Raw genomic sequence first — 22,677 nt, forward strand, 5'->3', positions numbered from 1 at the left:
ATCAGTTCGCAGGGTTTAGGCTGCCACCTACTACACGAAAAAATGTTTCACCTTTTTTTACCATACCCAGTTCATTTCGAGCACGCTCTTCTAATGCTTCGGTGCCACTGCGAAGATCGATTATCTCTTCTCGCAATACTTGATTGCGTGCGACCAACTTGGCATTCCCCTCTCGCTGAAGCGCTATCTGCTCGCGAAGTTTAACAGATCCAGGCAGACTGTTTACCCCGAACCATAACTGGTACTGGAGTACGCCTAGCAAGCCTATCAATACAAATAGAAAACGTTTCATTGCAATACCAATTATTCGACACTTCAGCCGAGATAATACAACAAAAAAGGCCACCCAGTGGTGACCTTTTCATTAATAGCGACAATTTAGCCTTGCTTACCGACTCATTTTATCGAGAGCATATCTCTAATCAAGAATAAATCAGCGAGCCGACTATTATTGACCCTTAATTTCGCTACGACCAAGGTAAGGCGCTTTCTCACCTAGCTGCTCTTCGATACGAAGAAGCTGGTTGTACTTGGCGATACGATCTGAACGGCTCAGAGAACCCGTCTTAATCTGACCGGCACAAGTCGCGACAGCAAGATCTGCGATAGTCGAATCTTCGGTCTCACCACTACGGTGCGAGATAACCACTGTATAACCGGCTTCTTTCGCCATACGGATAGCCGCAAGGGTCTCAGTAAGCGTCCCGATCTGGTTGAACTTGATCAAGATAGAGTTACCTATCTTGTTATCGATACCACGCTTGAGGATCTTAGTGTTAGTCACAAACAGATCGTCGCCCACTAACTGGATCTTATCACCTAAAATCTGAGTCTGATATGCCCAACCATCCCAATCTGACTCGTCTAAGCCATCTTCGATAGACAAGATAGGGTATTGTTCAGTTAACTCCTTTAGGAAGTCAGAAAAACCATTGGCGCTGAAGACTTTACCTTCACCAGCAAGATCATATTGACCGTCTTTATAGAATTCTGAGGCTGCACAATCTAGCGCAAGTGTCACATCTTCACCTAGCTTGTAGCCAGCTTTCTCGACAGCAACCTTGATCACAGCCAGAGCATCAGCATTTGAAGCTAAATCAGGAGCGAAACCACCTTCATCACCTACTGCTGTGTTTAGACCCTTTTCCTGAAGTACTTTCTTCAAGTTATGAAAAATTTCAGCACCCATACGTAAGGCTTCACGGAAGTTCTTAGCACCGACAGGCTGAACCATGAACTCCTGAATGTCGACGTTATTATCGGCATGCTCACCACCATTGATGATATTCATCATAGGTACAGGCATAGTGTATTGGCCCGGAGTACCATTTAAGTCGGCAATGTGTGCGTATAAAGGTACACCTTTAAATGCAGCGGCGGCTTTGGCCGCAGCTAAAGATACAGCCAAGATAGCGTTAGCACCTAGCTTATCTTTGTTTTCGGTACCGTCGACATCGATCATGATCTGATCAAGATCTGCCTGGGCCGTGGCGTCTTTACCTAGTAGTGCATCGCGAATAGGGCCGTTAATGTTGGCAACGGCTTTCAGTACGCCCTTACCCATGTAGCGACTCTTGTCAGCATCACGTAGCTCTAACGCTTCGCGACTACCTGTAGATGCCCCAGACGGTGCAGCCGCCATACCATGAAAGCCACCTTCTAAGTGAACTTCGGCTTCTACAGTTGGGTTACCGCGAGAATCCATGATTTCGCGACCAATGACATTAATAATTTTAGCCATAATTTCCTCGGTTTAAGTTTAAAAATAAAATCAAAAATAAAGTAAAACTAAAATTTGTTCATCCAAATTTACATCATCAGAAAACAAAAAAGCCGCTTCCAAACTTTGGAAGCGGCTTAACGTTTCTGATTTAGCCTAAGTCGCGTTTCTGGTACGCATAGGCTGCAGCAATAAAGCCTTTAAATAATGGCTGACCGTCACGAGGGGTCGATGTAAATTCAGGGTGGAATTGACCGGCGACAAACCAAGGGTGATTTGGAAGCTCAATCATTTCAACAAGCTGGCGATCAGAGGAAAGACCACTGAATATTAGGCCTGCTTGCTCTAAACGTTCTTTATAGTTGTTGTTCACTTCGAAACGATGGCGATGGCGCTCGACACAAGAATTGCCTTCGTAAGCTTCGGCAGCCTTACTTCCCTCAGAGAGATGACAAAGCTGCGCCCCAAGACGCATGGTTCCGCCAAGATCTGATGATTCGTGACGTTCTTCGACTGCACCGTCTTCATTGAGCCACTCGGTGATCAAACCAACGACAGGATGCGGCGACTCTTTGTTAAATTCGGTAGAGTGAGCATCTTCTAAGCCAGCTACGTTTCGCGCAAACTCAATTAACGCGACCTGCATACCCAGGCAAATACCGAAATATGGCACATTATTTTCACGGGCATATCTAGCAGCCATGATCTTACCTTCAACGCCACGTTCTCCGAAACCACCAGGAACGAGTATACCGTCAAGGTCTTCTAGATCTTCAATACCCTTAGCTTCAAGAGTCTGAGAGTCAACATACTTGATATTCACCGATACTCGGTTAAACAGACCCGCATGCTTCAAGGCTTCGTTGACAGACTTATAGGCATCTGGCAGTTCAATATATTTACCTACCATTCCAATAGTGATTTCACCGGTAGGATTGGCTTCTTGATAGATCACTTGCTCCCACTCATGCAGGTCGGCTTCTTTACATTCTATGCCGAAGCGCTTGACCACGATCTCATCTAGGCTTTGAGCCTTAAGTAGAGCCGGGATCTTGTAGATGCTATCTACATCTTTGAGTGAGATGACAGCACGTTCTTCAACATTACAGAAGAGTGAAATTTTCGCTCTCTCATTGGCAGGAACCACACGATCACCACGACAGATAAGAATATCCGGAGCGATACCGATAGAGCGCAACTCTTTCACCGAGTGTTGTGTTGGCTTAGTCTTAACCTCACCTGCGGCGCCTAAGAAAGGCACCAGAGTCAGATGCATAAACAGGGTGCGATCACGACCGAGTTCAACACCTAACTGGCGAATAGATTCTAAAAATGGCAATGACTCGATATCACCGACCGTGCCGCCAATCTCGACGATAGCAACATCATGACCTTCACCACCTGCAAGCACTCTGTCTTTGATGGCGTTAGTGATATGAGGAATGACCTGAATGGTCGCACCTAAATAGTCACCACGACGCTCTTTACGAAGTACTTCTTCATAGATACGACCTGTGGTGAAGTTATTGCGACGGTTCATCTTGGTACGAATGAAACGCTCATAATGACCTAGATCAAGATCTGTCTCTGCTCCGTCCTCGGTAACAAAAACCTCTCCGTGCTGAGTCGGGCTCATGGTGCCTGGATCCACGTTAATATATGGATCTAGCTTCATAATGGTTACGTTTAGGCCTCTAGCCTCCAAAATTGCCGCTAACGATGCTGCTGCAATGCCTTTACCTAGTGATGAAACCACGCCACCAGTAACGAAGATATACCTTGTTGTCATTATGAACCTGAGAAAATGAGTTGGAAATATGTGCTTGTAAGAAAGCACTAGGACGGGGCGCAATTGTAGCAAAACTCCAGCGATACGACAAACAAGTTCAGCGATAATTTTTATCTATTTGTGCACTTCATTACGCTTTACTTTGTCCCAGTAGCCATCTAGCTCGATTAAGCTGTGCTCCTCTATCGGCTTACCGCTCTCGTCTGCTAAGGCTTCGACGCCTCTGAAACGTCGTTCAAATTTTGTATTTGCCTGACGCAGGGCCTGCTCAGGTTCAATGCCTAAATGACGCGCCAGATTGGTCACGGCAAACAGCAGATCACCCATCTCATCCTGTATCTTGTCTTTTATCGGTAGCTCTTGCTTTACTTCATGCAAGACTTCGTCAATCTCCTCATGGATTTTATCCACCACTGGGCCTAGTTCATCCCAGTCGAACCCCACCCGGGCGACACGCTGCTGAATTTTGACCGAACGTGACAGTGCCGGTAAGGCGAGTGGAATATTATCCAATACCGAATGAAGAGATTTATCTTTGCGCTCCTTGGCCTTTATGGTTTCCCAGGTTTGCTTCACTTGCTCGGCGCTCGCCTCTTTGAGGGAGCCAAATACATGGGGGTGCCTCGAAGTAAGCTTATTACATATTTTATCTACCACATCCCCAAAATCGAACAGACCTTGCTCTTTACCCAACTGACAGTAGAACACCACCTGAAACAGTAGGTCCCCAAGCTCATCGGGAAGCTCGTCTAAAGCCATACGCTCTATAGTATCGGCAACTTCATAGGCCTCTTCTAAGGTAAAGGGCACTATGGTGTTAAATGATTGGGCGAGATCCCAAGGACAACCCGATTGAGGGTCTCTGAGCCTTACCATCACATCCAGTAGAGGTTGAATTTCACTATGTTTCATCTTAATCCCGTATAAAACTAAATGCATTAAGGCGGCAAAAGCCACCTTAATGAGTCATGAATCCAAAATTAAACTTCCTCAGGATTATAAACGTCTGGCTTCACTCACACCTTCAACCTGATTAATTTTCGCCAGCACTTTAGAAAGGCCGTCAAGATTATACAATTCCAGCTCGAGTTCGATAGCAGCAGTCTGTGTCTTTACATCTGATGATGTGCTCATCGCCATTACATGGGTTTTCTCGGCGGCGAGTACAGAGGTCAAATCTCGCAGTAACCCCGAACGATCATTGGCTATAATACGCAATCTAATTTTATAGCCGCCGGAGTAGTTCTCCCCCCACACCACATCCACGGTACGCTCAGGATGGGCACGTATTAGCTCTTTGACCTGATCACAATCGGCTCTGTGTACCGAAATTCCACGTCCCTTTGTGATGAAACCGAAAATTTCATCGCCGGGTACAGGCTGGCAACAACGAGCGATATGACTCATCAAATTACCCACACCACTAACTTCAACCTGGCCCTTACCTTTCCTTCCCACCTTACTCTGGCTCTTCTTAACCAGATCTTCGACCGCTTCCTCATCGGATAACTCATGCTTACGCATTTGGCTCTGCACATGATTCACGACCTGGTTGAGCCTCACATCTCCGCCACCGATCGCGGCTAGCAGGTCATCCATGCTCACCATGTTAAATCGCTCGACCGCACTTTGAGCATCTTTGAGTTTGAGTCCCACACGTGAGAGCTCAGTTTCAAGCATCTCACGGCCAGCGACGCTATTCTTGTCTCTGTCTTGCTGTTTAAACCAGTGCTGAATCTTAGAACGTGCTCGGGATGAACGAATATAACCTAAATGTGGATTAAGCCAGTCACGCTTAGGGTTAGGCTGCTTAGAGGTGATGATCTCGATGCGTTGACCCGTTTCCACCTGATAAGTAAAAGGCACTATTCGGCCATCGACTTTTGCCCCTATGCACTTATGTCCAACATGGGAATGGATATAATAGGCGAAATCTAGCACAGTCGATCCAAGCGGCAAGTCAACCACTTCACCGCTAGGGGTAAACACATAGACTCTGTCTTCGAAGACTTGACTGCGTACCTCTTCGACTAAGTTTCCACTCTCGGCCACATCTTCTTGCCACTGCAAGATCTTACGCAGCCAGTTAATCTTCTCTTCATAGCCACTCTGCTTAGTGCCACTTGTGCCCTCTTTATATTTCCAGTGAGCGGCAACCCCGAGCTCGGCATCTTCATGCATCTGCTCGGTGCGGATTTGAATCTCGACGGTTTTCCCCTCGGGACCCACAACTATGGTATGTATGGACTGATAACCGTTAGGCTTTGGGTTCGCCACATAATCGTCGAACTCCCGGGGAATATGATGCCAAAGCGTGTGTACCACACCTAAAGCCCCATAACAGTCCTGAAGTCTATCAGTGACAATCCGCACGGCGCGGACATCAAACAGCTCATCAAATTTAAGATCTTTACCTTTCATCTTCTTCCAGATGCTATAGATATGCTTAGGGCGGCCATAAACCTTGGCCCTAATGTGATCTTTATCTAACCTAGCTTGCAGTTTACCGACAAAATTATCGATGAATGTCTCACGATCCAGTCGCTTACCATCTAGCTGTTTGGCAATCTCTTTATACGTTTCAGGATGAAGATAACGAAATGAAATATCTTCCAGCTCCCACTTTAATTGACCTATTCCTAGTCTGTTGGCCAAGGGCGCATAGATATCTGCAATTTCACGGGCCAAGAGGACTCGCGTCTCTTCATCGGCATTCTTCACCTCTCTAAGTAGGCAAATACGCTCGGCTAGCTTGATCACGACGGCGCGAACATCTTCCACCATAGCCAGCAACATACGGCGAATGTTGTCTATCTGAGGCTCTGCAGCGCGGGACTGGTCATTGATTTTCAATGCGCCGATGGCATTCATGGTTTCAACGCTTCGGACTAAGGTGGCGAGCCCTTTACCGAAGGACTCTTCGAGAGACTCTTTAGATAAAATACCAGCATCATAAACCACAAAGAGCACGGACGCCTGTAGCGTTTCTATGTCCATGTTAAGAGGCGCGAGAATTTCTATCAACTCTCTGGCACGCTGGATCAGATTAATATCATTACCATGCTGCGACACCATGGTCTCAATCTGACGCAGCAGTTCGAGTAAAGATAGGGCCTCATCGGTGTCACTGATGTAACGATTGACCCACTCTTCTAACTGAAAATCCGGATCACTAAAATGTGCTTCTCGAACAGATACCATCTCAATAACATCCTTAACTTTAAATCTTAAAGTACGCTCAGGAACTTAATCCCTTCTCGCCGAATGCCTATCTTGAGCATTCCGCTTCCAATGTCAATTAACAAACCTTGACTCAAGCGTTAATTAGTTACTAATTATACAATTAACTCAATTCAAACAATGCCATGGCTTCGATGTGATGAGTTTGAGGAAACATATCGATCAAACCCAATTTAGTTAACTTGTAACCATGTTTTAACAGATACTCACTGTCTCGTGCCAGACTCGCCGGATCACATGAAACATAAACAATGGATTTAGGTTTCATTTTCTTCAGCCATTGCAGACTCTCGAAAGCCCCGGCTCTGGCCGGATCTAGAAGCAATTTATCCACCTTACCGAGCCAGGAAGCCTTTGAGAGATCGGCGCTGAGATCGGTATGGAAAAAAGACACATTATTAACCCCATTCAGCTTGGCATTGATGCTGGCTTGTTGCACCATTTCAGGCACACCTTCAACGCCTATCACCTCGGCGCCTTTCTTGGCCAATGGCAGGCTAAAATTCCCAACGCCGCAGAAGAGGTCTAGCACCCGCTCATTGGTTTCAACGGATAACCAGTCCACGGCTTGGTTCACCATGGCATTATTGATTTCGGCATTGACCTGAACAAAATTACCCGGAGTAAAACTTAACTTTATTTCATTATCCAGTTCATAATAGGGCAGCTCACTTGAGCCAATGGCCAAGGTGTGTGGATCATCACAGATCAAGGTTAAGTCAGATTCATTACCTTGTACTATCAAGTTCACTTTGTGACTGTCGGAAAATTCTCGTAACTTTTCGGTGTCTTTTTCCGACATGGATTTTGTCGTCCTGATAACGACAAAATGACCATTACTGGCTTCGATTAGTTCCACGTGACCCAAGGCCTTCTTACTCGAGAGTCGATTTAACACACGAGATAAAGGCAAGATTAAATCTGACAGGGGGGCCGCAAGCACAGGACAATGCTCGATGTTAATGACTTGCTTACTCGCCTGAGCCCTGAAACCTAAAGTGGTGTGTTTAGTATTTCTATCATAAAAAGTAGCGAGTCTGGCCCGGCGTCGATAATCCCATTCCTTACCAAACAGTACTGGTGCTATCGTCTCTGCTTCAGCCTGACCTAGCTTAGCCATAAGACTGACCAAACTATCTTGTTTATGGCTACGCTGTTTATCGATAGCTAGATGTTGTAAATCACAACCACCACACTGGTAATAATGGGCACATTTGGGCGTGACTCGATCTTGGGATGCTCTGACAATCTCTTGCAATTTAGCACGAGCGTGACGCTTCTTCTGCTCGGTCAATTGCCCTCTTACACTTTCTCCCGGTAAAGCCCCCGGTACAAAGACAATTTTGCCATCATGATGAGCAATTCCCGCACCTAAATGATCGAGCTGGGTGATCTCTAAGCTCATTCTGGCTGATACTTGCTTAGATCTATTTGGTTTTGCTTTAAAAAACTGTGCCATTGAGGCCTCTAAATCGATAATAATACTGGCCAAGACAGGCCATTCTCTGGCAGTCTAGTGAAACGTTTGTCAACAAACTGGTAGATTAGCCAACTTAATGAATAACGCCGATAACATGACGAAATACAGCCTCCGCTCTTGGGTGCTTGTACTTGCGTTAGCGCCAACTATTCTTGTCGGTGTTCTACTAGGCAGCTATTTTACCATAAATCGTTTCTATGAACTCGAACAAACTCTCATAGAACAGGGCAGCAATATTATCGAGCCACTGGCGATTGCTGCGGCCATCGGCCTAGAGAGAAATGACTTCGAAAGTACCAAAAAACTGATCACTGCAATCCAGTTAAACAAAGCCTCTTTAGTACAGTTCATCGCTATTTTTGATACCAATAATCGTGTCATAGTCACTTCACATCATTATAAAAATCATGAAATGATGCGTTACGATCAACCTTTTAACAGCCTGCTCAATACTCAACTCGAACAAGTTGGCGACAGCATCATACTGCGCACGCCTATTTTCTCAACCGACAATGAACTTAACCTTAATACCGATGAAAACAATGATACTGAACGCCTAATCGCGACTAAGCTCGGCTACATAGCAGTATTAGTGAATAAAGAAAATGCGTTACTGGAGCAACATAGAGCTGCCGTTGCCGCCTTTATTATCGTCTTGATCGGTGTTCAGCTAAATTTACTTTTCACCTTCAGACTGGTGAAAAACGTCACTCAACCCATCACCGAAATGGTGCGAGTTGTGGCTAAGATCCGTGAAGGAAAGCTTGATACCCGAGTCGATGGCAACTTGATTGGCGAGCTGGATCTGCTCAAACGTGGTATTAATGCCATGGCAGGCTCTCTGTCGGAATATCACGATGAGATGCAGCAAAATATCGATCAGGCAACATCGGATTTAAGGGAAACCTTAGAGCAGATCGAGATCCAGAACGTTGAGCTTGATCTCGCTAAGAAACGTGCACTAGAGGCCAGTCGGATAAAATCAGAATTTCTGGCCAACATGTCCCATGAATTAAGGACTCCGCTCAACGGCGTCATAGGCTTTGCGAAACAACTCCTCAAGACGCCACTACATTCGAGTCAACAGGACTATGTTAAAACCATAGAAAAAAGCGCGACTAACCTGCTAGGGATCATTAACGATATCTTAGATTTCTCAAAACTCGAAGCGGGGAAAATGGTATTGGAAAACATGCCATTCGCACTAAGAGAGACCTTAGACGATACTATTACCTTGTTATCTAATAGCGCCCGTGAAAAAGATATTGAGTTAGTGGTAGATATCGACCAGTCGATACCTGAAGACCTCTCCGGTGATGCCATGCGCTTTAGCCAAATCATCACCAACTTGGTGGGAAATGCCATCAAATTTACCGATATCGGTAGCGTGCATTTAAAACTACAGCTAACAGAATCGACCAACGACAAGATCAATTTAAGATTTGAAGTAATAGATACCGGAATTGGTATCGATGAGGAGCAACAAGAACTGCTTTTTCAGGCTTTTGGCCAGGCAGATTCATCCATTTCCCGTCGCTTTGGCGGAACGGGTCTTGGGCTTATCATCACAAAGCGACTGATCAACCGTATGGGCGGGCAGGTTGGCTGTCACTCCAAACCGAATACGGGATCAACCTTCTGGTTCACTCTTCCTCTAAGCACCAGCTTATATCCAATAGGCCAAATCCAGTCAGTGGATAAGCTCCTCAATAAATCTATTTTATTGCTTGAACCCAGAGAGCTGTCGAACAACACCTTAGATCGCCAAGTAAGGCATTGGGGAATGCGGCTCACCAATATTCGCTCCGGTGAGCAGCTAGCTCATTACTTTAGTCAGCATGATGTTTATTATGATTATGCCCTGATCAGCAATAAGGGCATGGACAAAGACATTGATATCTCCTTACAACTTGAAAAAATTAAAGCTAGATGTCGCTACCTCATCTTCATCGGCGGAGATCAGGAATATGAACTCCACAGCATCTTACCCTTTGCCGACAAGGTCATGTCGGCGCCAATTGGCGAAAAAGTACTAGCACAAACCTTAATCGATCCTCAGCCTAACTCTGAGAATCTACAGCTACTCAAAGAATTTACGCCTCCAGAGACTATTTCAAGGGAGCCTATGAGTGTACTGGCTGTGGATGATAATCCGGCAAACCTAAAGTTAATCGATACCTTACTCAAAGAGATAGTCAGCCAAGTCTCGGTTGTTAGCAGTGGCGATGGCGCCATCAAACAGGCTAAGGAGCGTAGTTTTGATCTTATATTTATGGATATCCAGATGCCTGGTACAGATGGCATCAGCGCCACAAAACAGATACGGCAACACTCCCTCAATCGTAATACTCCTATCATAGCAGTGACGGCCCATACCATCGCCGAAGAGAGAGAGCGAATCGAGCAGAGTGGTATGGATGGCTACTTACCTAAACCCATAGATGAAGCCTCACTAAAAAGCGTGATCAGTCGCTGGAAGACCCGGCCCAGATTCACCCATTTCGATCAGTTCACCCTTAATTGGGATCTGTGTTTAACCCAGGCAAATAATAAGACAGACTTAGCTCTGGATATGCTGAAAATGTTGGTAGATTCATTACCTGAGACCACAGACCAGCTACAAGACTCCTTAGATAACCTCGATGAGAAACAGATGCTCAGCACAGTGCATAAGCTACATGGCGCGAGTTGCTACTGCGGCGTACCGACGACACAGAAACTTTGCCATGAGATAGAGTCTAGATTAAAACTAGGAATAGGTATCACCGAGGTGGAACCTGAAATACTTGAGTTACTTGATGAACTAACTAAGGTAGAATCGGCTGCAAATCAAGTGTTATCACAGTTATCAACGGATGTATTAGATGACAAACAAGCTCGGCTTCTTTAAACGCGTAAAAGCGTTAGACTTACAACAGAAAAAAGTATTCGCCATCGCATTGTGCCAACGTATGCTGCCTAATTATCAACTTTTTTCAGAGGTGTGTGAGTTTGGTGATCCACAAGTGCTCGATACTGCACTTAGCCTACTATGGCAATCTATCTATGATAAAAAGTTAAAGCTAAACATAGATATCTACCTGGAAAGGTTAGAGCTAAACACGCCAGAACCAGCCGACTTCGATGTCTATGGTGTCTATCCAGCCATGGATGCAAGCACTGCAATCATAGCCTTATTGAGTGCCATTCAGAGTAAAGTCGAAGAAGATATTGTCAATATCAGTAAGCTCTCTTCGAGCACTGTAGCCAATTACATAGAAGCGATTTCCGATGTCGAGCTTGACGAAGACGCATTCGACGACTACATCTTTAATCATGAGGTCATGGTTGAAGAGAAAGAGCTGCAAAGCACACTACTTCAACTGATTGAAGACAATCCTAAATTAAATGCAGACTTTGTGAAGTCACTGCGAAAAGAGATCATTCAATCCGGCGTATCTAACATAGGTATCGGACTGCCTGAGAGCTAAAGTTATAGCTATCAATGAGAAAATTGATTTACGAAGGCTATATCCTGACTAATTCAGAGGGCCTAACAGACACTTGGAAACTCATCATAGGTGAGCAGACTAGAGTGGGCTCTCTGTTTGAATTAAGAAGACAAATCAACTTTTTCCAGGAGCTCGGCGTTCTTCCGCCAATAAAAGGCCCCCTTCCAACCCAAGAGCCAAAAACAAAGCTCTCTAATAAACGCCTCCACAAAGCAAAACCGAAACTTCCCCTAAGACCTTAGCTTAATAGCATCCCAACGAAAAACTGTGTTACTTTGATAAAAAAAATATAATAAAAACACGACTCAAATTAGGGATGGTATTGATGTCACCTATCTTAACCCCATTGTTTGCCGTACTTGGGATCATGTTGCTGGGCTCGCTTATCCAGAGAAGCAGAATCCTGTCACCCGATACAGACCAGGTATTAAACCAATATGTTTACTACATAGCTTTCCCGGCTATCATGCTGATTGCCTTGGCTGAAACCCCTATCGAAGGTATTTTGCAATGGGGATTTATTGCCGGTTATAGCTTAGCTATGGTATTGACCTACATATTGGTGATGCTGGTGTCCTGCGTAACCAATAAAGGCCGCACTGATATAGCCGCACTCAGGGCGCTAAACACCACATTCGGTAACTGTGCTTTTATCGGCATGCCCTTACTCACCATGCTGTTTCCCGACAATGGCAACGCATTAACCGCAGCCGCCATTACGACACTTTTATCCGTCATCATTTTTGCCTTGGTCTTAGTTACCGTCGAGTTGTACCAAGGGCAGAAGCAAGTATCCCCTCTTGTCGTTATTTTTCAGTCTCTGATACAGAATCCAATTGTCATTGGCAGCACTATAGGCATGGTTATTTCGGCTCTTAATATTCACGTCAACGAATCAATATCAATCATGCTACGCCAGATAGGCATGACCTCTAGCCCTTGTGCACTTTTTGCAATCGGCATGGTACTCGCCAAGGCTACTGGCGGCCAGGAACTCCCTCTATCCTCAGCTATACCCCATGACACTCGTCAATTAACGGTTAGAGAAAAGACTTTCCATCATTTCGCCGAATTGACCTGGATTAATGTGTGCAAATTATTCATACAACCCGCGCTGGCTTATATACTCTTAATAGCCTTTGGCGTCGAGGGAGATTTGCTGATCATGGGGGTGCTGCTAGCTTCCTTACCCACGGCTGCCAGTGTGTTCTTGTTAGCACAAAGATATCGGATAAAGTCAGCAATCAGCGCTCAAACGATCATGTTAGGTACAGTGCTGAGTATCCTGACCTTGCCAAGCATAGATTATTTACTTCGTAGCTAGCATGCTCAGCAACTAGTGACTAAGTTCGATGAAGTTTCGTATTGAGTCAGAATAATATTGAACACTATTCACTCAAAGCTTTACTGTATATAAAATCAGTATATACTGTTTAAAAACACAGTACATTAAAGGGATGTCATTATGCTTTGCCAACTCAGCATCAATAATTTCGCCATAGTTCGCTTCCTTGAGCTGGACTTCAGGCCCGGAATGACCAGCATTACCGGTGAAACCGGGGCGGGTAAATCGATTGCAATTGACGCCTTAGGCCTGTGTTTAGGTAACAGAGCCGATGCCAGTACGGTAAGGCCTGGCGCGGATAAAGCTGAAGTGAGTGCCAGATTCTCCTTGAGTGATATCCCTGTTGCCAAACGTTGGCTCGAAGATAACGATCTTGACCATGATAATGACTGCATACTCAGGCGCACAGTTAATAGTGATGGACGCTCCAGGGCATACATCAATGGTAATCCTGTCCCCTTATCACAAGCCAAAAATCTAGGCCAACTGCTTATTGGTATCCACGGTCAACATGCGCACCATGCCATGCTAAAGAGTGAACATCAGCTTACCTTATTAGACAGTTACGCCAATCATAAAATGCTACTCGACTCTGTCACTGCTGGTTATCAACGCTGTAAATTGATAGAGAAAGAACTTAAAGCCTTAACGCTATCACAACATGAACGTATCTCTCGAAAACAGCTACTCCAATATCAAGTCGAAGAACTCGATGAATTCAACCTATCTCCAGGAGAATTTGAAGAGATAGAGGCAGAGCATAAGAAACTTGCCAATGGCACTGCTCTGGTCGAAGCCTGTAAAAATGAGCTGTTCATCTTACAGGAGAATGATCAGGGCAACGTCGAGTCCATGATCAATGCAGGCATCACTCAAGCCCAAGAACTGGAGTCATATGACCCTCTACTAACGAGTGTGGTCAGTATGCTAAACGAAGCCCTCATTCAAGTTCAGGAAAGCAGTAGCGAACTTGAGGCTTACCTAGCAGGGTTAGAGCTTGATCCTGAACATTTCGCACATTTAGAGCAGAGATTATCCAAGACCATGCAGCTGGCTCGTAAGCACCACGTCAGCCCGAGCGGACTAGCCGCTCACCACCTCATGCTAAAAGCTGAGCTTATCTCCCTCGACTCTGACGAAGAAGCTTTGGACGATCTCAGGCTACAGGTAGCCGCCAGTCGAGAAAGCTATCTGGTACATGCCAAGAAACTCAACCAGAGCCGCTGTCGTTATGCCAAAGAGCTAGACAAGCAGGTCACTCAATCTATCCATGAATTGAGTATGCCTAAAGGGAAATTTTCAATCTCAATCGCATTCAATGAAGAACTCAGCTCCCCTAATGGCTGCGACACCATAGAGTTTCTCGTCACTACTAATCCTGGCCAGCCTCTTCAGCCACTATCTAAAGTAGCATCGGGTGGCGAGCTGTCCAGAATAGGCCTGGGGATCCAAGTCATTACAGCCAAAAAAGTATCGACCCCGACGCTCATTTTTGATGAGGTCGATGTGGGGATTTCAGGACCAACGGCAGCAGTTGTTGGACGAATGCTGAGAAAGTTAGGTGATTCTACTCAAGTCTTGTGTGTGACCCACCTGCCTCAAGTTGCCGGTAACGGACACCAACACATGTTTGTCGACAAGAAGAGCAAAGCAGGAAAGACTGAAACATCCATGACACCATTGGACAAGAATCAGCGCATCGAAGAGCTCGCCCGTTTACTGGGTGGCGACGAAATAACCAACAACACATTAGCAAACGCGAAGGAACTATTACGAGTGTAGATTCTTTATACCACCTCACTAAATATTGGATATAGCGCTTCCCTTGGTCTATATTTTCCTTAAAGTCATTAGTCAAATGACTTTAAGGAATGAGCTAATCGGTAATAAGGCAAGGGATATGAATTATTTACTGGACACATGGAAAAGTGCAACCCAAGACTCTCTCATCATCGTCACTAAGGCGCTTCATTTACTCCCTTATCTACTCCTTCTTTTCACTCTTCCTAGCCTGGCTGATGGCAGCTATTATGGCCATGCGAGCGTCACCACAGATCATAGAGCCTATGGAGTCTCTTTGACTCAGACAGACCCTGCCGTTCAGGTACTCGCCGGATACGATGTCGGTAATGGATTTTATCTGGGTACTTTCGTATCGACATTCAATTTCATCGATGATGCTAGCCCCTATGAAGCAGGTGAAAATCTGGAAACCGATGTGTATGTCGGCTATCGTCACCTGTTCAACGAAGAAGTGTACTTATCTGTCACCCTGTATCAATACCTTATTCAGGGCTCAAACTCAGCAGACATCAGCCTGGACTTTACCGAACTCATGTTTGACCTGTACACCCCCTACGGACAATTCTCTTTTAGCCATACCTTAAATGATATCTTAGGAGACTTAAGTGTCGATAAAGCTTATCGAGTGGAATACAACAAGTCGCAATCACTGTGGGAGTCAGGCCTTAGTCTTGATATGCAACTAGGCTGGTGGAATACGAAAGATGCCCTAGGTGACGACTACGTATATTACAACTTAGGTTTGAGCTACCCCATTGGTCCGGTAACAGCTTGCTTTACCTACAATGGTACGGATAACGCAGGGCAAGACCTGTTTGGGCATATCGCCGATCCCACCTTTTTCGCCAAAGCCACCTGGACGTTTTAGTCCTAACACCTAGTCCCTCAAGTTATAAGCTTACAGAGCCAAATAGCCACCATCGACATTGTAATAAGCCCCGTTGATAAAAGTCGCTCTGTCGCTCGCCAGAAATACCACGAGTTCACTTATCTCACTTGGCAGACCAATACGTCCGATAGGATGCGCCGCTAAAATCGCTTCGACTTTATCTTCATCGACCTCAGACACCATAGGTGTAGCAATCACGCCGGGGGCAACCATATTGATACGGATCCCCGCCGATGCGTAATCGATGGCATAGGCCTTAGTTAGTCCAACAACAGCATGTTTCGAAGTGATGTAAGGTGCCGAGTTAGCCATAGCAATCTTACCCGCTACCGATGCAGTGTTGATAATTGCCGGACTCTTGTGGCCCGATGATTGAAAGAACTTAATCTGAGCATTCATAGCAAGGGCTACACCACGAACATTAACATTCATCACTTTATCGAATGATTCCATGGTTTGTTCGGCACCAGGAGTTTCTGTATCACCTATGATTCCTGCATTATTGAAACAGATATCAAGACCACCAAAAGATGAAACAGCCAACTCAATCAACTTATTATGGTCATCTTTAACCGTGACATCGACCAAGTGAAACACTAAGCGCTCATCTTTTTCTACTAACTCAGATAGTGCCATAGAACTCATAATGTCGCCTGCAACAACGTTCGCGCCTTCTTCGAGAAATAGTTTAACGGTTTCAAGACCAATACCAGATGCAGCACCAGTAATAATGGCAATTTTATTTTTCAAGAGCATGGCTTATTCCTTTCAATTGAGACTGTAAGTAATACCAATCAGTATAAAGATGTGATCGCTCAGCGAGAGTTTACCGCTTCAGAGGCAAGGCAACGAGTGAAGAGCATAGTTATTCTACGTTCTAGCTCGTTAACACAGTATATAAAGCGCTAAAACTCGCCTTTCAGGAGTGCTTTTGACCGCCTACTTCTTCGTTGAATAGCTTCACAAGGGAATAACCATTCCATCAGCTATACGCCTTGAATTAATTGCCAAAAATCACTCTGAGTAGATCACTTTCTTATACTGATTGGTATAACACCTTATGCTGTCATCATCCCTCCTGTTTATCGAGGCCAAAAATTGAAACCTCAGGTTGCCAAAAGTGAGCTTGATAAAAGTTATCAATCGATATAAGCACAAGAAGTTGAGAGAAAGTATTGAGAGAAAGGAAGATTAGAAAGAAATAAAATGAAAGCAATGAGGCAGGATTAATCCATACCTCAAATAACCAGACGGAACTTGCTAAGCGAAATAGTAAGCTAATACTTGCAGACAAATCAGCGAGAAAATTCCCGCAAGCACATCGTCTATCATGATACCGAAGCCGCCTTCGACTTTGGCATCGAGCCAACGGATGGGCCAAGGTTTCAATATATCGAAGAAGCGAAACAAGGCGAAGCCTATGACTAACCAGAGCCAACCCGCAGGCGCGGCTATCATGGTGATGAGTAATCCGGCAATTTCATCCCACACAATTGCCCCATGATCGTGAACCCCCATGTCTTTCGCGGCCTTATCACAGATATAAAAACCGGCAAGTACACTCAACAAGGTAAGTCCCAGATACCAAGGCAGGCTCAGAGGGGCCATCAAGAGAAATAGCGGAATAGCGGCTAAGGTGCCAAAGGTTCCCGGCGCTTTTGCAGCTAAGCCTGAGCCAAACCCAAGGGCTAAAAAGTGAATGGGATTCTTCAGAGAGAGATGAGTTAACGCTTTATCTTTAGATAATATGTTCATTAAGAGAAATGCTCGAAACTTATGTTAGTAAGATTAAATGGCTCTCCATTGCGTATTAATCTCAATTGTTTATCAGATGTCACCTGCCCCACCTGGGTAAATTCGACACAGGCATGGGCTAGTGCCGTCTCTAAGGCACCTTTTTGCGCCTCTGGAACGGTAAACAGTAGCTCATAGTCCTCACCACCAGATAAGGCGTAGCTTAACGCTTCTTGCTCGGGGACTGAGTCTTTTACGGCCTGGGATAGCGGCAATAGCTCCACATCGATAACCGCACCGACTTCTGAACGCTTCAGGACATGTAAAATATCCGATGCCAGACCGTCAGATAAATCGATGGCACTCGAGGCCAGGTTTCGCAACGATTGCCCCGCCAATACTCTTGGTGTCGGGTAATAATGCCGATTAATCAGATACTCATTATATTCAGTATCGACTTGCCTGTTACCTCGTATCACATCCAGGCCCAATGCCGAGTCACCTAAAGTGCCGGTGACATAGATCCAATCACCATTCTTGGCACCACCTCGAGTTAATGCCGTTCCCGCCGGCACTAATCCGTTGATGGTAATGCTGATCGAACGCGGGCCACGCGTCGTATCTCCACCTATGAGCGACACACCATAATACTCGGCAGCATCGAACAAACCGGCACTAAACTGCTCTAACCAGGTCTCATCCACATCCGGCAAGGTTAATGCCAGTGTCATCCATGCAGGTTCGGCCCCCATGGAAGCGAGGTCGGATAGGTTAACGGCTAAGGATTTATAGCCCAAGGCCTGAGGCGGAATATCGGGATAAAAATGGACATTTTCGACTAAGGTGTCACAGGAGATGGCGATGGATTTATTCGGGGCGACTTGTACCAGAGCACAATCGTCACCTATACCTAACTCGACATCGCGGCGTGTTTGAGCACGGCGATTAAAGAAGTGTTCGATTAATTGAAATTCTTTCAAGGATTAGTCTGCCCGTATCTGAGTAAGATAAGTACATCTGTTTTTATGATAAGCACTAGCTTCGCGAGGCAAAAAAAATGGCATCCTAAGATGCCGTTTTTTCGTATTACTTACGACCCACTATCTTGTCGAGAATACCGTTGACAAACTTATGGCCATCTTCTGCACCAAAAGTCTTTGCCAGCTCGATAGCTTCGTTAATCGCAACCTTATAGGGTACATCCTTGCGGAATGTAAGCTCATAGGTCGCCATTCTCAGTACCGCTTTTTCGATAGGCGAAACTTCGTCAAATGGACGCTCAACATGAGGAATAATTAGTTCATCTATTTGAGCGAGTTTCGTTGCCGTTCCCGTGAGTAACTCACGGAAGTATGCGACATCGATACCATCGATTTTTTGCTCTGTAAGAAACTCATGCTCCACATCGGCAATATTATTTCCGCTTAACTGCCAAGAATAAATGGCTTGTACGGCTAAACGGCGGGCCTTGCGGCGCTCAGAAGGTTTCATCTTTATTCCTAATCTTGCAACTGCTGTTCTAGTTCTTGCAGCACGTTAATCATTTCAATCAGGCTAAGTGCAGCTTCGCCACCCTTATTACCCGCTTTAATACCTGAGCGCTCAATCGCTTGCTCTGTGGTATCGGTAGTCAACACACCGAATGCAACAGGAACATCGTACTCAAGTGCAACTTGACCTAATCCCTTATTACATACATCTGCAACTAAATCAAAGTGTGGCGTACCGCCACGGATAATTGCACCGAGGGCAATAATGCCGTCAAACTTACCACTAGCGGCAACACGACGTGCAGCTAAAGGCAGCTCTACGGCTCCGGGGACTCGTACAACAGTGATGTTATCATCAGCGACTTGACCGAAACGCTTCAGTGTATCGACCGCGCCGTCGAGTAAGCTCTCAACAAGAAAACTGTTGAAGCGTGATACTACGATAGCAACCTTGGCGTTTTTCGACTCGATATTACCTTGAACTATGTTCATTTATCTTACCTAAATTAGCTGATTTAACCGGCTCGGGCACGGAAGAGGCGGTATGATATCACAGCCCCCTACGTTGTTCTCCATGCAAATCACAAGAATTTATTTAATTTGAATAGATTTTATTTATTCACTTATATACTCAGTCACTTCTAAGCCAAAGCCTGAAAGTGAATGATATCGTTTAGGTGAGCTAAGTAGACGCATCTTAGTCACACCGACATTGGCTAAAATTTGAGAACCGACACCCACTTGACGAGACGTGCCTTGCCACTTGGCCGGAGTAGACACCTGACCACTGTCTTCGAGCTCAAATGCTTTAACTTTTGCAAGAATATCACTGCTGTGTTCCTGGTTACCCAAGAGAACCAGTACTCCACCTTCATCGGCAATACGTTGCATCGCCTTTTCTAGCGGCCAGCTACGCTTCTGATCACGCTCCGAGTGCAGCAGGTCATTGAAGGTGTTTTGCAGATGTACACGCACTAGCACTTCTTCTTTAACTTCACCCTTAATCAACACATAGTGCAGCTGATTATCGATAGTGTCTCTAAAAGTCAGCATATCGAACTCGCCGAAACGTGTGGGCAATTTACACTTAGCCTCACGCACTACATTGCTCTCTTTGGTATTGCGATATTCGATAAGGTCGGCGATGGTGCCCATCTTAAGACCGTGTTTTTCGGCAAATACTTCAAGATCCGGACGGCGTGCCATAGTGCCATCATCATTTAATATTTCGACAATGACCGATGATGCTTCAAAACCTGCCAGCCTGGCTAAATCACAACCCGCTTCGGTATGACCCGCACGAATAAGTACCCCACCTTCTTTCGCCATCAAAGGAAAGATATGACCTGGCTGAACGATATCACTGGGCTTCGCTTCTTTTGCGACTGCGGCTTTCACCGTTACCGCTCTGTCTTGAGCCGAAATGCCGGTCGTCACGCCTTCTGCGGCCTCGATAGACATAGTGAAATTAGTCGAGAACTGAGCATTGTTATTGGTCACCATCAGCGGCAAGTTCAGCTGCTGACAACGCGCTTTCGTCAATGTCTGACAGATTAAACCACGGCCAAAGGTCGCCATAAAATTAACTGCTTCCGCTGTGACCATGTCTGCTGCCATGATCAAATCACCTTCATTCTCACGATCTTCATCGTCCATCAAGATAACCATTTTACCGAGACGAATATCTTCGATGATCTCTTCTATACTGTGTAACGACATTGTAAGGCCTTAAATTTTTATAGTTTCGAGTATCTGGTTTAGGCAAAACAGCCAGTGAACCGATATTTTTTATCAATTTAATCTTCTATTCACAGATTTTGCTAGTCTCTAGCGCAAAAAACCTGAGCGAGCTAACAGATCCATGGTCACATTTGACTCAGGCTGCGAAGCCTCTTTATTGGTGTATGTCATTAAACGTTCTAAATGACGAGCAATCAAATCGACTTCTATATTCACTTTGTCACCCGCCTTGAGGCTCTCAAGGGTCGTCTCTCCGGCGGTATGAGGCACAATCGTCAATCTAAATCGATTGTCTTGCACTTCATTAACGGTCAGGCTGACCCCATCTATGGTGATCGAACCTTTGTGGGCGATATAACGGGCCAGCTCAACAGGTGCACTCAACCAAAACTCGATGGCCTTGCCTCGGTATTGCCTGTCATCAACTGTCGCAACGCCATCTACATGGCCGCTCACCATATGACCACCTAATCGAGTGGTTGGGGTCACGGCTTTTTCAAGGTTAACTTTAGTACCGACCTGGTATTTGGCAAACCCGGTCAAACTCACGGTTTCGGCAGAAATGTCAGCAACATAGCCGTCGCCGAGACACTCGACTACCGTCAAACAGACACCATTGGTAGCTATGCTATCCCCTAGGCGTACATCAGACAGGTCGAGTTTATTACTCGCCACACTGAGGCGAATATCATCACCTCGTCGCTCTATCTTTCTTAAGGTACCCACTGACTCTATGATCCCGGTAAACATGAATTATGACCTTATTTTTAACGTCAAACGGGTATCATCACCCAATTTACGTTCATCGATTAATTTAACGGTTGGAATATCTGCCATAGCGATATAGTCAGGCAGAGAGATTAAATTTCGTCCATTGGAGCCAAGTAGCTTCATCGCCTGATAGAGGATGAGTTCATCGCCATGATTCTGGCTCATAACACTGCCGGCTAATGTTGCCCCCGCCTCGATTAACACTGAATTACAGGTTTTACCTAAGTGCGCAAACAGCGCCGCCAACTCGACTCTGCCTTCATGATCAGCTGCCAATATGAGTCCAGAGACATGCTCAGGCCAAGTGTCTTTTTCAATCTGAGGATAATCGACGCAAGAGACCAACAAGATGGGGCTGGTAATAGCAAACAGCTTAGCCGTCGATGTGAGTCTGGCGCGGCTGTCGAGTATGACCCTAAGTGGTTGGTGCAATGAGTCTGCATCGAGTTGCTGAGATAACAAGCCAAGCTCACCGTGACGCACATTGAGAGATGGATCATCGACTAACACGGTTTCTATGCCAGTCATCAAGGCGCAATGGCGTGCTCTTAGGCGTTGCACATCGCGGCGAGATTCGAGGCCGGTGATCCATTTAGACTCACCATTACTTAGGGCTGTTTTACCATCTAAACTAGCGGCAAGTTTTACCGTCACCCAAGGAAGGGAACTCTCCATGCGTTTCATAAAACCAGGATTGATTTGAGCGGCCTCATCGCTGAGCAGACCAACATCGACCTCAATACCGGCATCCCTGAGCATCTTAATGCCCCGGCCAGACACTTGGGGATTGGGGTCTTCTACGGCGACGACCACACGGGATATGCCGTGTTTAATCAGAGCCTCTGCGCAGGGAGGCGTGCGACCATAATGGCTACAAGGTTCCAGAGTCACATAGGCTGTCGCGCCCTTCAGATCGATTTGGCCACCGACGCGCTCTTTTGCCATGGCTAAAGCATGGACCTCTGCATGGGGGCCGCCGGCTCGAATATGAAAACCTTCGCCGATGATCTTATCGTCTAAACTGATGACACAACCAACGCAGGGGTTTGGACGAGTGGTATATAAACCTCGACGCGCAAGTTTAATTGCACGGCTCATAAATTCAGTATCTTCTATTGACCACATAAGTTCACAGACCAGACAAGTTTAATAAATCCCACATGGATGGGGTTGATAATGGTTTGG

20 protein-coding genes are annotated in these 22,677 nt (G+C 45.6%); 6 read left to right on the forward strand and 14 right to left on the reverse strand.

Translation table 11 applies throughout. From position 1 onward, the window contains the following. Position 1: 1 nt before the first annotated feature. From ftsB to rlmD, 6 genes are all read right to left on the reverse strand, one after another. Positions 2 to 292 (reverse strand): cell division protein FtsB, encoded by a 291-nt coding sequence (ftsB, locus tag sps_RS20245; protein ID WP_077754155.1) that lies wholly within the window; start codon positions 290 to 292, stop codon positions 2 to 4. 156 nt (positions 293 to 448) lie between these two features. After that, positions 449 to 1,741, reverse strand: coding sequence for a phosphopyruvate hydratase (eno, locus tag sps_RS20250; protein ID WP_077754156.1), 1,293 nt, complete (start codon positions 1,739 to 1,741; stop codon positions 449 to 451). A gap of 130 nt (positions 1,742 to 1,871) precedes the next feature. Next, positions 1,872 to 3,509: a CTP synthase gene (locus sps_RS20255; protein WP_077754157.1), complete on the reverse strand. Its 1,638-nt coding sequence runs from the start codon at positions 3,507 to 3,509 to the stop codon at positions 1,872 to 1,874. Between the two features lie 114 nt (positions 3,510 to 3,623). Next, positions 3,624 to 4,421 carry a nucleoside triphosphate pyrophosphohydrolase gene (mazG, locus tag sps_RS20260; RefSeq protein WP_149027319.1) on the reverse strand — a complete coding sequence of 266 codons (798 nt, stop codon included), beginning with the start codon at positions 4,419 to 4,421 and terminating at the stop codon, positions 3,624 to 3,626. Positions 4,422 to 4,505: 84 nt separating this feature from the next. Next, positions 4,506 to 6,710 (reverse strand): GTP diphosphokinase, encoded by a 2,205-nt coding sequence (gene relA, locus sps_RS20265; protein ID WP_077754159.1) that lies wholly within the window; start codon positions 6,708 to 6,710, stop codon positions 4,506 to 4,508. Between the two features lie 142 nt (positions 6,711 to 6,852). After that, positions 6,853 to 8,208, reverse strand: coding sequence for a 23S rRNA (uracil(1939)-C(5))-methyltransferase RlmD (gene rlmD, locus sps_RS20270; protein WP_077754160.1), 1,356 nt, complete (start codon positions 8,206 to 8,208; stop codon positions 6,853 to 6,855). Between the two features lie 97 nt (positions 8,209 to 8,305). Between rlmD and barA the strand changes: the two genes are divergently transcribed. The 6 genes from barA (at position 8,306) to sps_RS20300 (ending at position 15,736) form a co-directional block, all read left to right on the forward strand. After that, positions 8,306 to 11,119, forward strand: coding sequence for a two-component sensor histidine kinase BarA (gene barA, locus sps_RS20275; protein WP_077754161.1), 2,814 nt, complete (start codon positions 8,306 to 8,308; stop codon positions 11,117 to 11,119). Further along, entirely contained in the window at positions 11,094 to 11,699 is a 606-nt protein-coding gene (locus sps_RS20280; RefSeq protein WP_077754162.1) for a YjaG family protein, read from the forward strand. Before barA ends, sps_RS20280 begins: the two co-directional genes overlap by 26 nt. Positions 11,700 to 11,713: 14 nt before the next feature. After that, positions 11,714 to 11,962 (forward strand): DUF3319 domain-containing protein, encoded by a 249-nt coding sequence (locus tag sps_RS29305; protein WP_077754163.1) that lies wholly within the window; start codon positions 11,714 to 11,716, stop codon positions 11,960 to 11,962. An 83-nt stretch (positions 11,963 to 12,045) separates the two neighbouring features. Further along, positions 12,046 to 13,044 carry an AEC family transporter gene (locus sps_RS20290; protein WP_077754164.1) on the forward strand — a complete coding sequence of 333 codons (999 nt, stop codon included), beginning with the start codon at positions 12,046 to 12,048 and terminating at the stop codon, positions 13,042 to 13,044. A gap of 141 nt (positions 13,045 to 13,185) precedes the next feature. Then, complete coding sequence (gene recN / locus sps_RS20295; protein ID WP_077754165.1) at positions 13,186 to 14,847, forward strand: DNA repair protein RecN; 1,662 nt, start codon at positions 13,186 to 13,188, stop codon at positions 14,845 to 14,847. Between the two features lie 118 nt (positions 14,848 to 14,965). Further along, positions 14,966 to 15,736, forward strand: coding sequence for a TorF family putative porin (locus tag sps_RS20300; RefSeq protein WP_077754166.1), 771 nt, complete (start codon positions 14,966 to 14,968; stop codon positions 15,734 to 15,736). A gap of 30 nt (positions 15,737 to 15,766) precedes the next feature. On the opposite strand, the gene sps_RS20305 is transcribed toward sps_RS20300, so the two are convergent. From sps_RS20305 to ribD, 8 genes are all read right to left on the reverse strand, one after another. Next, the gene (locus sps_RS20305; RefSeq protein WP_077754167.1) at positions 15,767 to 16,513 is read right to left on the reverse strand and encodes an SDR family NAD(P)-dependent oxidoreductase; all 747 of its coding nucleotides are present in this window, start codon (positions 16,511 to 16,513) and stop codon (positions 15,767 to 15,769) included. A 504-nt stretch (positions 16,514 to 17,017) separates the two neighbouring features. After that, positions 17,018 to 17,512: a phosphatidylglycerophosphatase A family protein gene (locus tag sps_RS20310; RefSeq protein ID WP_077754168.1), complete on the reverse strand. Its 495-nt coding sequence runs from the start codon at positions 17,510 to 17,512 to the stop codon at positions 17,018 to 17,020. Next, on the reverse strand, positions 17,512 to 18,471 hold the full coding sequence (gene thiL / locus sps_RS20315) for a thiamine-phosphate kinase (protein WP_077754169.1): 960 nt from the start codon (positions 18,469 to 18,471) through the stop codon (positions 17,512 to 17,514). The genes sps_RS20310 and thiL overlap by 1 nt, the downstream gene beginning before the upstream one ends. 106 nt (positions 18,472 to 18,577) lie before the next feature. After that, positions 18,578 to 18,982 (reverse strand): transcription antitermination factor NusB, encoded by a 405-nt coding sequence (nusB, locus tag sps_RS20320; RefSeq protein ID WP_077754170.1) that lies wholly within the window; start codon positions 18,980 to 18,982, stop codon positions 18,578 to 18,580. An 8-nt stretch (positions 18,983 to 18,990) separates the two neighbouring features. Further along, positions 18,991 to 19,473, reverse strand: coding sequence for a 6,7-dimethyl-8-ribityllumazine synthase (gene ribH, locus sps_RS20325; RefSeq protein ID WP_077754171.1), 483 nt, complete (start codon positions 19,471 to 19,473; stop codon positions 18,991 to 18,993). A gap of 123 nt (positions 19,474 to 19,596) precedes the next feature. After that, positions 19,597 to 20,700, reverse strand: a complete 1,104-nt coding sequence (gene ribBA / locus sps_RS20330; protein WP_077754172.1) for a bifunctional 3,4-dihydroxy-2-butanone-4-phosphate synthase/GTP cyclohydrolase II — start codon at positions 20,698 to 20,700, stop codon at positions 19,597 to 19,599. A gap of 108 nt (positions 20,701 to 20,808) precedes the next feature. After that, complete coding sequence (locus tag sps_RS20335; RefSeq protein ID WP_077754173.1) at positions 20,809 to 21,471, reverse strand: riboflavin synthase; 663 nt, start codon at positions 21,469 to 21,471, stop codon at positions 20,809 to 20,811. 3 nt (positions 21,472 to 21,474) lie between these two features. Further along, positions 21,475 to 22,617, reverse strand: a complete 1,143-nt coding sequence (gene ribD, locus sps_RS20340) for a bifunctional diaminohydroxyphosphoribosylaminopyrimidine deaminase/5-amino-6-(5-phosphoribosylamino)uracil reductase RibD (protein WP_077754174.1) — start codon at positions 22,615 to 22,617, stop codon at positions 21,475 to 21,477. Positions 22,618 to 22,677 lie beyond the last annotated feature (60 nt).

The organism is Shewanella psychrophila (assembly GCF_002005305.1).
Classification (GTDB): Bacteria; Pseudomonadota; Gammaproteobacteria; order Enterobacterales; family Shewanellaceae; genus Shewanella; species Shewanella psychrophila.

What these genes read in the sequence shown, in the direction of transcription:
- ftsB (WP_077754155.1), bottom strand. Translation starts at nt 292, where the DNA reads ATGAAACGTTTTCTATTTGTATTGATAGGCTTGCTAGGCGTACTCCAG.
- eno (WP_077754156.1), bottom strand. Translation starts at nt 1,741, where the DNA reads ATGGCTAAAATTATTAATGTCATTGGTCGCGAAATCATGGATTCTCGC.
- sps_RS20255 (WP_077754157.1), bottom strand. Translation starts at nt 3,509, where the DNA reads ATGACAACAAGGTATATCTTCGTTACTGGTGGCGTGGTTTCATCACTA.
- mazG (WP_149027319.1), bottom strand. Translation starts at nt 4,421, where the DNA reads ATGAAACATAGTGAAATTCAACCTCTACTGGATGTGATGGTAAGGCTC.
- relA (WP_077754159.1), bottom strand. Translation starts at nt 6,710, where the DNA reads ATGGTATCTGTTCGAGAAGCACATTTTAGTGATCCGGATTTTCAGTTA.
- rlmD (WP_077754160.1), bottom strand. Translation starts at nt 8,208, where the DNA reads ATGGCACAGTTTTTTAAAGCAAAACCAAATAGATCTAAGCAAGTATCA.
- barA (WP_077754161.1), top strand. Translation starts at nt 8,306, where the DNA reads ATGAATAACGCCGATAACATGACGAAATACAGCCTCCGCTCTTGGGTG.
- sps_RS20280 (WP_077754162.1), top strand. Translation starts at nt 11,094, where the DNA reads ATGACAAACAAGCTCGGCTTCTTTAAACGCGTAAAAGCGTTAGACTTA.
- sps_RS29305 (WP_077754163.1), top strand. Translation starts at nt 11,714, where the DNA reads ATGAGAAAATTGATTTACGAAGGCTATATCCTGACTAATTCAGAGGGC.
- sps_RS20290 (WP_077754164.1), top strand. Translation starts at nt 12,046, where the DNA reads ATGTCACCTATCTTAACCCCATTGTTTGCCGTACTTGGGATCATGTTG.
- recN (WP_077754165.1), top strand. Translation starts at nt 13,186, where the DNA reads ATGCTTTGCCAACTCAGCATCAATAATTTCGCCATAGTTCGCTTCCTT.
- sps_RS20300 (WP_077754166.1), top strand. Translation starts at nt 14,966, where the DNA reads ATGAATTATTTACTGGACACATGGAAAAGTGCAACCCAAGACTCTCTC.
- sps_RS20305 (WP_077754167.1), bottom strand. Translation starts at nt 16,513, where the DNA reads ATGCTCTTGAAAAATAAAATTGCCATTATTACTGGTGCTGCATCTGGT.
- sps_RS20310 (WP_077754168.1), bottom strand. Translation starts at nt 17,512, where the DNA reads ATGAACATATTATCTAAAGATAAAGCGTTAACTCATCTCTCTCTGAAG.
- nusB (WP_077754170.1), bottom strand. Translation starts at nt 18,982, where the DNA reads ATGAAACCTTCTGAGCGCCGCAAGGCCCGCCGTTTAGCCGTACAAGCC.
- ribH (WP_077754171.1), bottom strand. Translation starts at nt 19,473, where the DNA reads ATGAACATAGTTCAAGGTAATATCGAGTCGAAAAACGCCAAGGTTGCT.
- ribBA (WP_077754172.1), bottom strand. Translation starts at nt 20,700, where the DNA reads ATGTCGTTACACAGTATAGAAGAGATCATCGAAGATATTCGTCTCGGT.
- sps_RS20335 (WP_077754173.1), bottom strand. Translation starts at nt 21,471, where the DNA reads ATGTTTACCGGGATCATAGAGTCAGTGGGTACCTTAAGAAAGATAGAG.
- ribD (WP_077754174.1), bottom strand. Translation starts at nt 22,617, where the DNA reads ATGTGGTCAATAGAAGATACTGAATTTATGAGCCGTGCAATTAAACTT.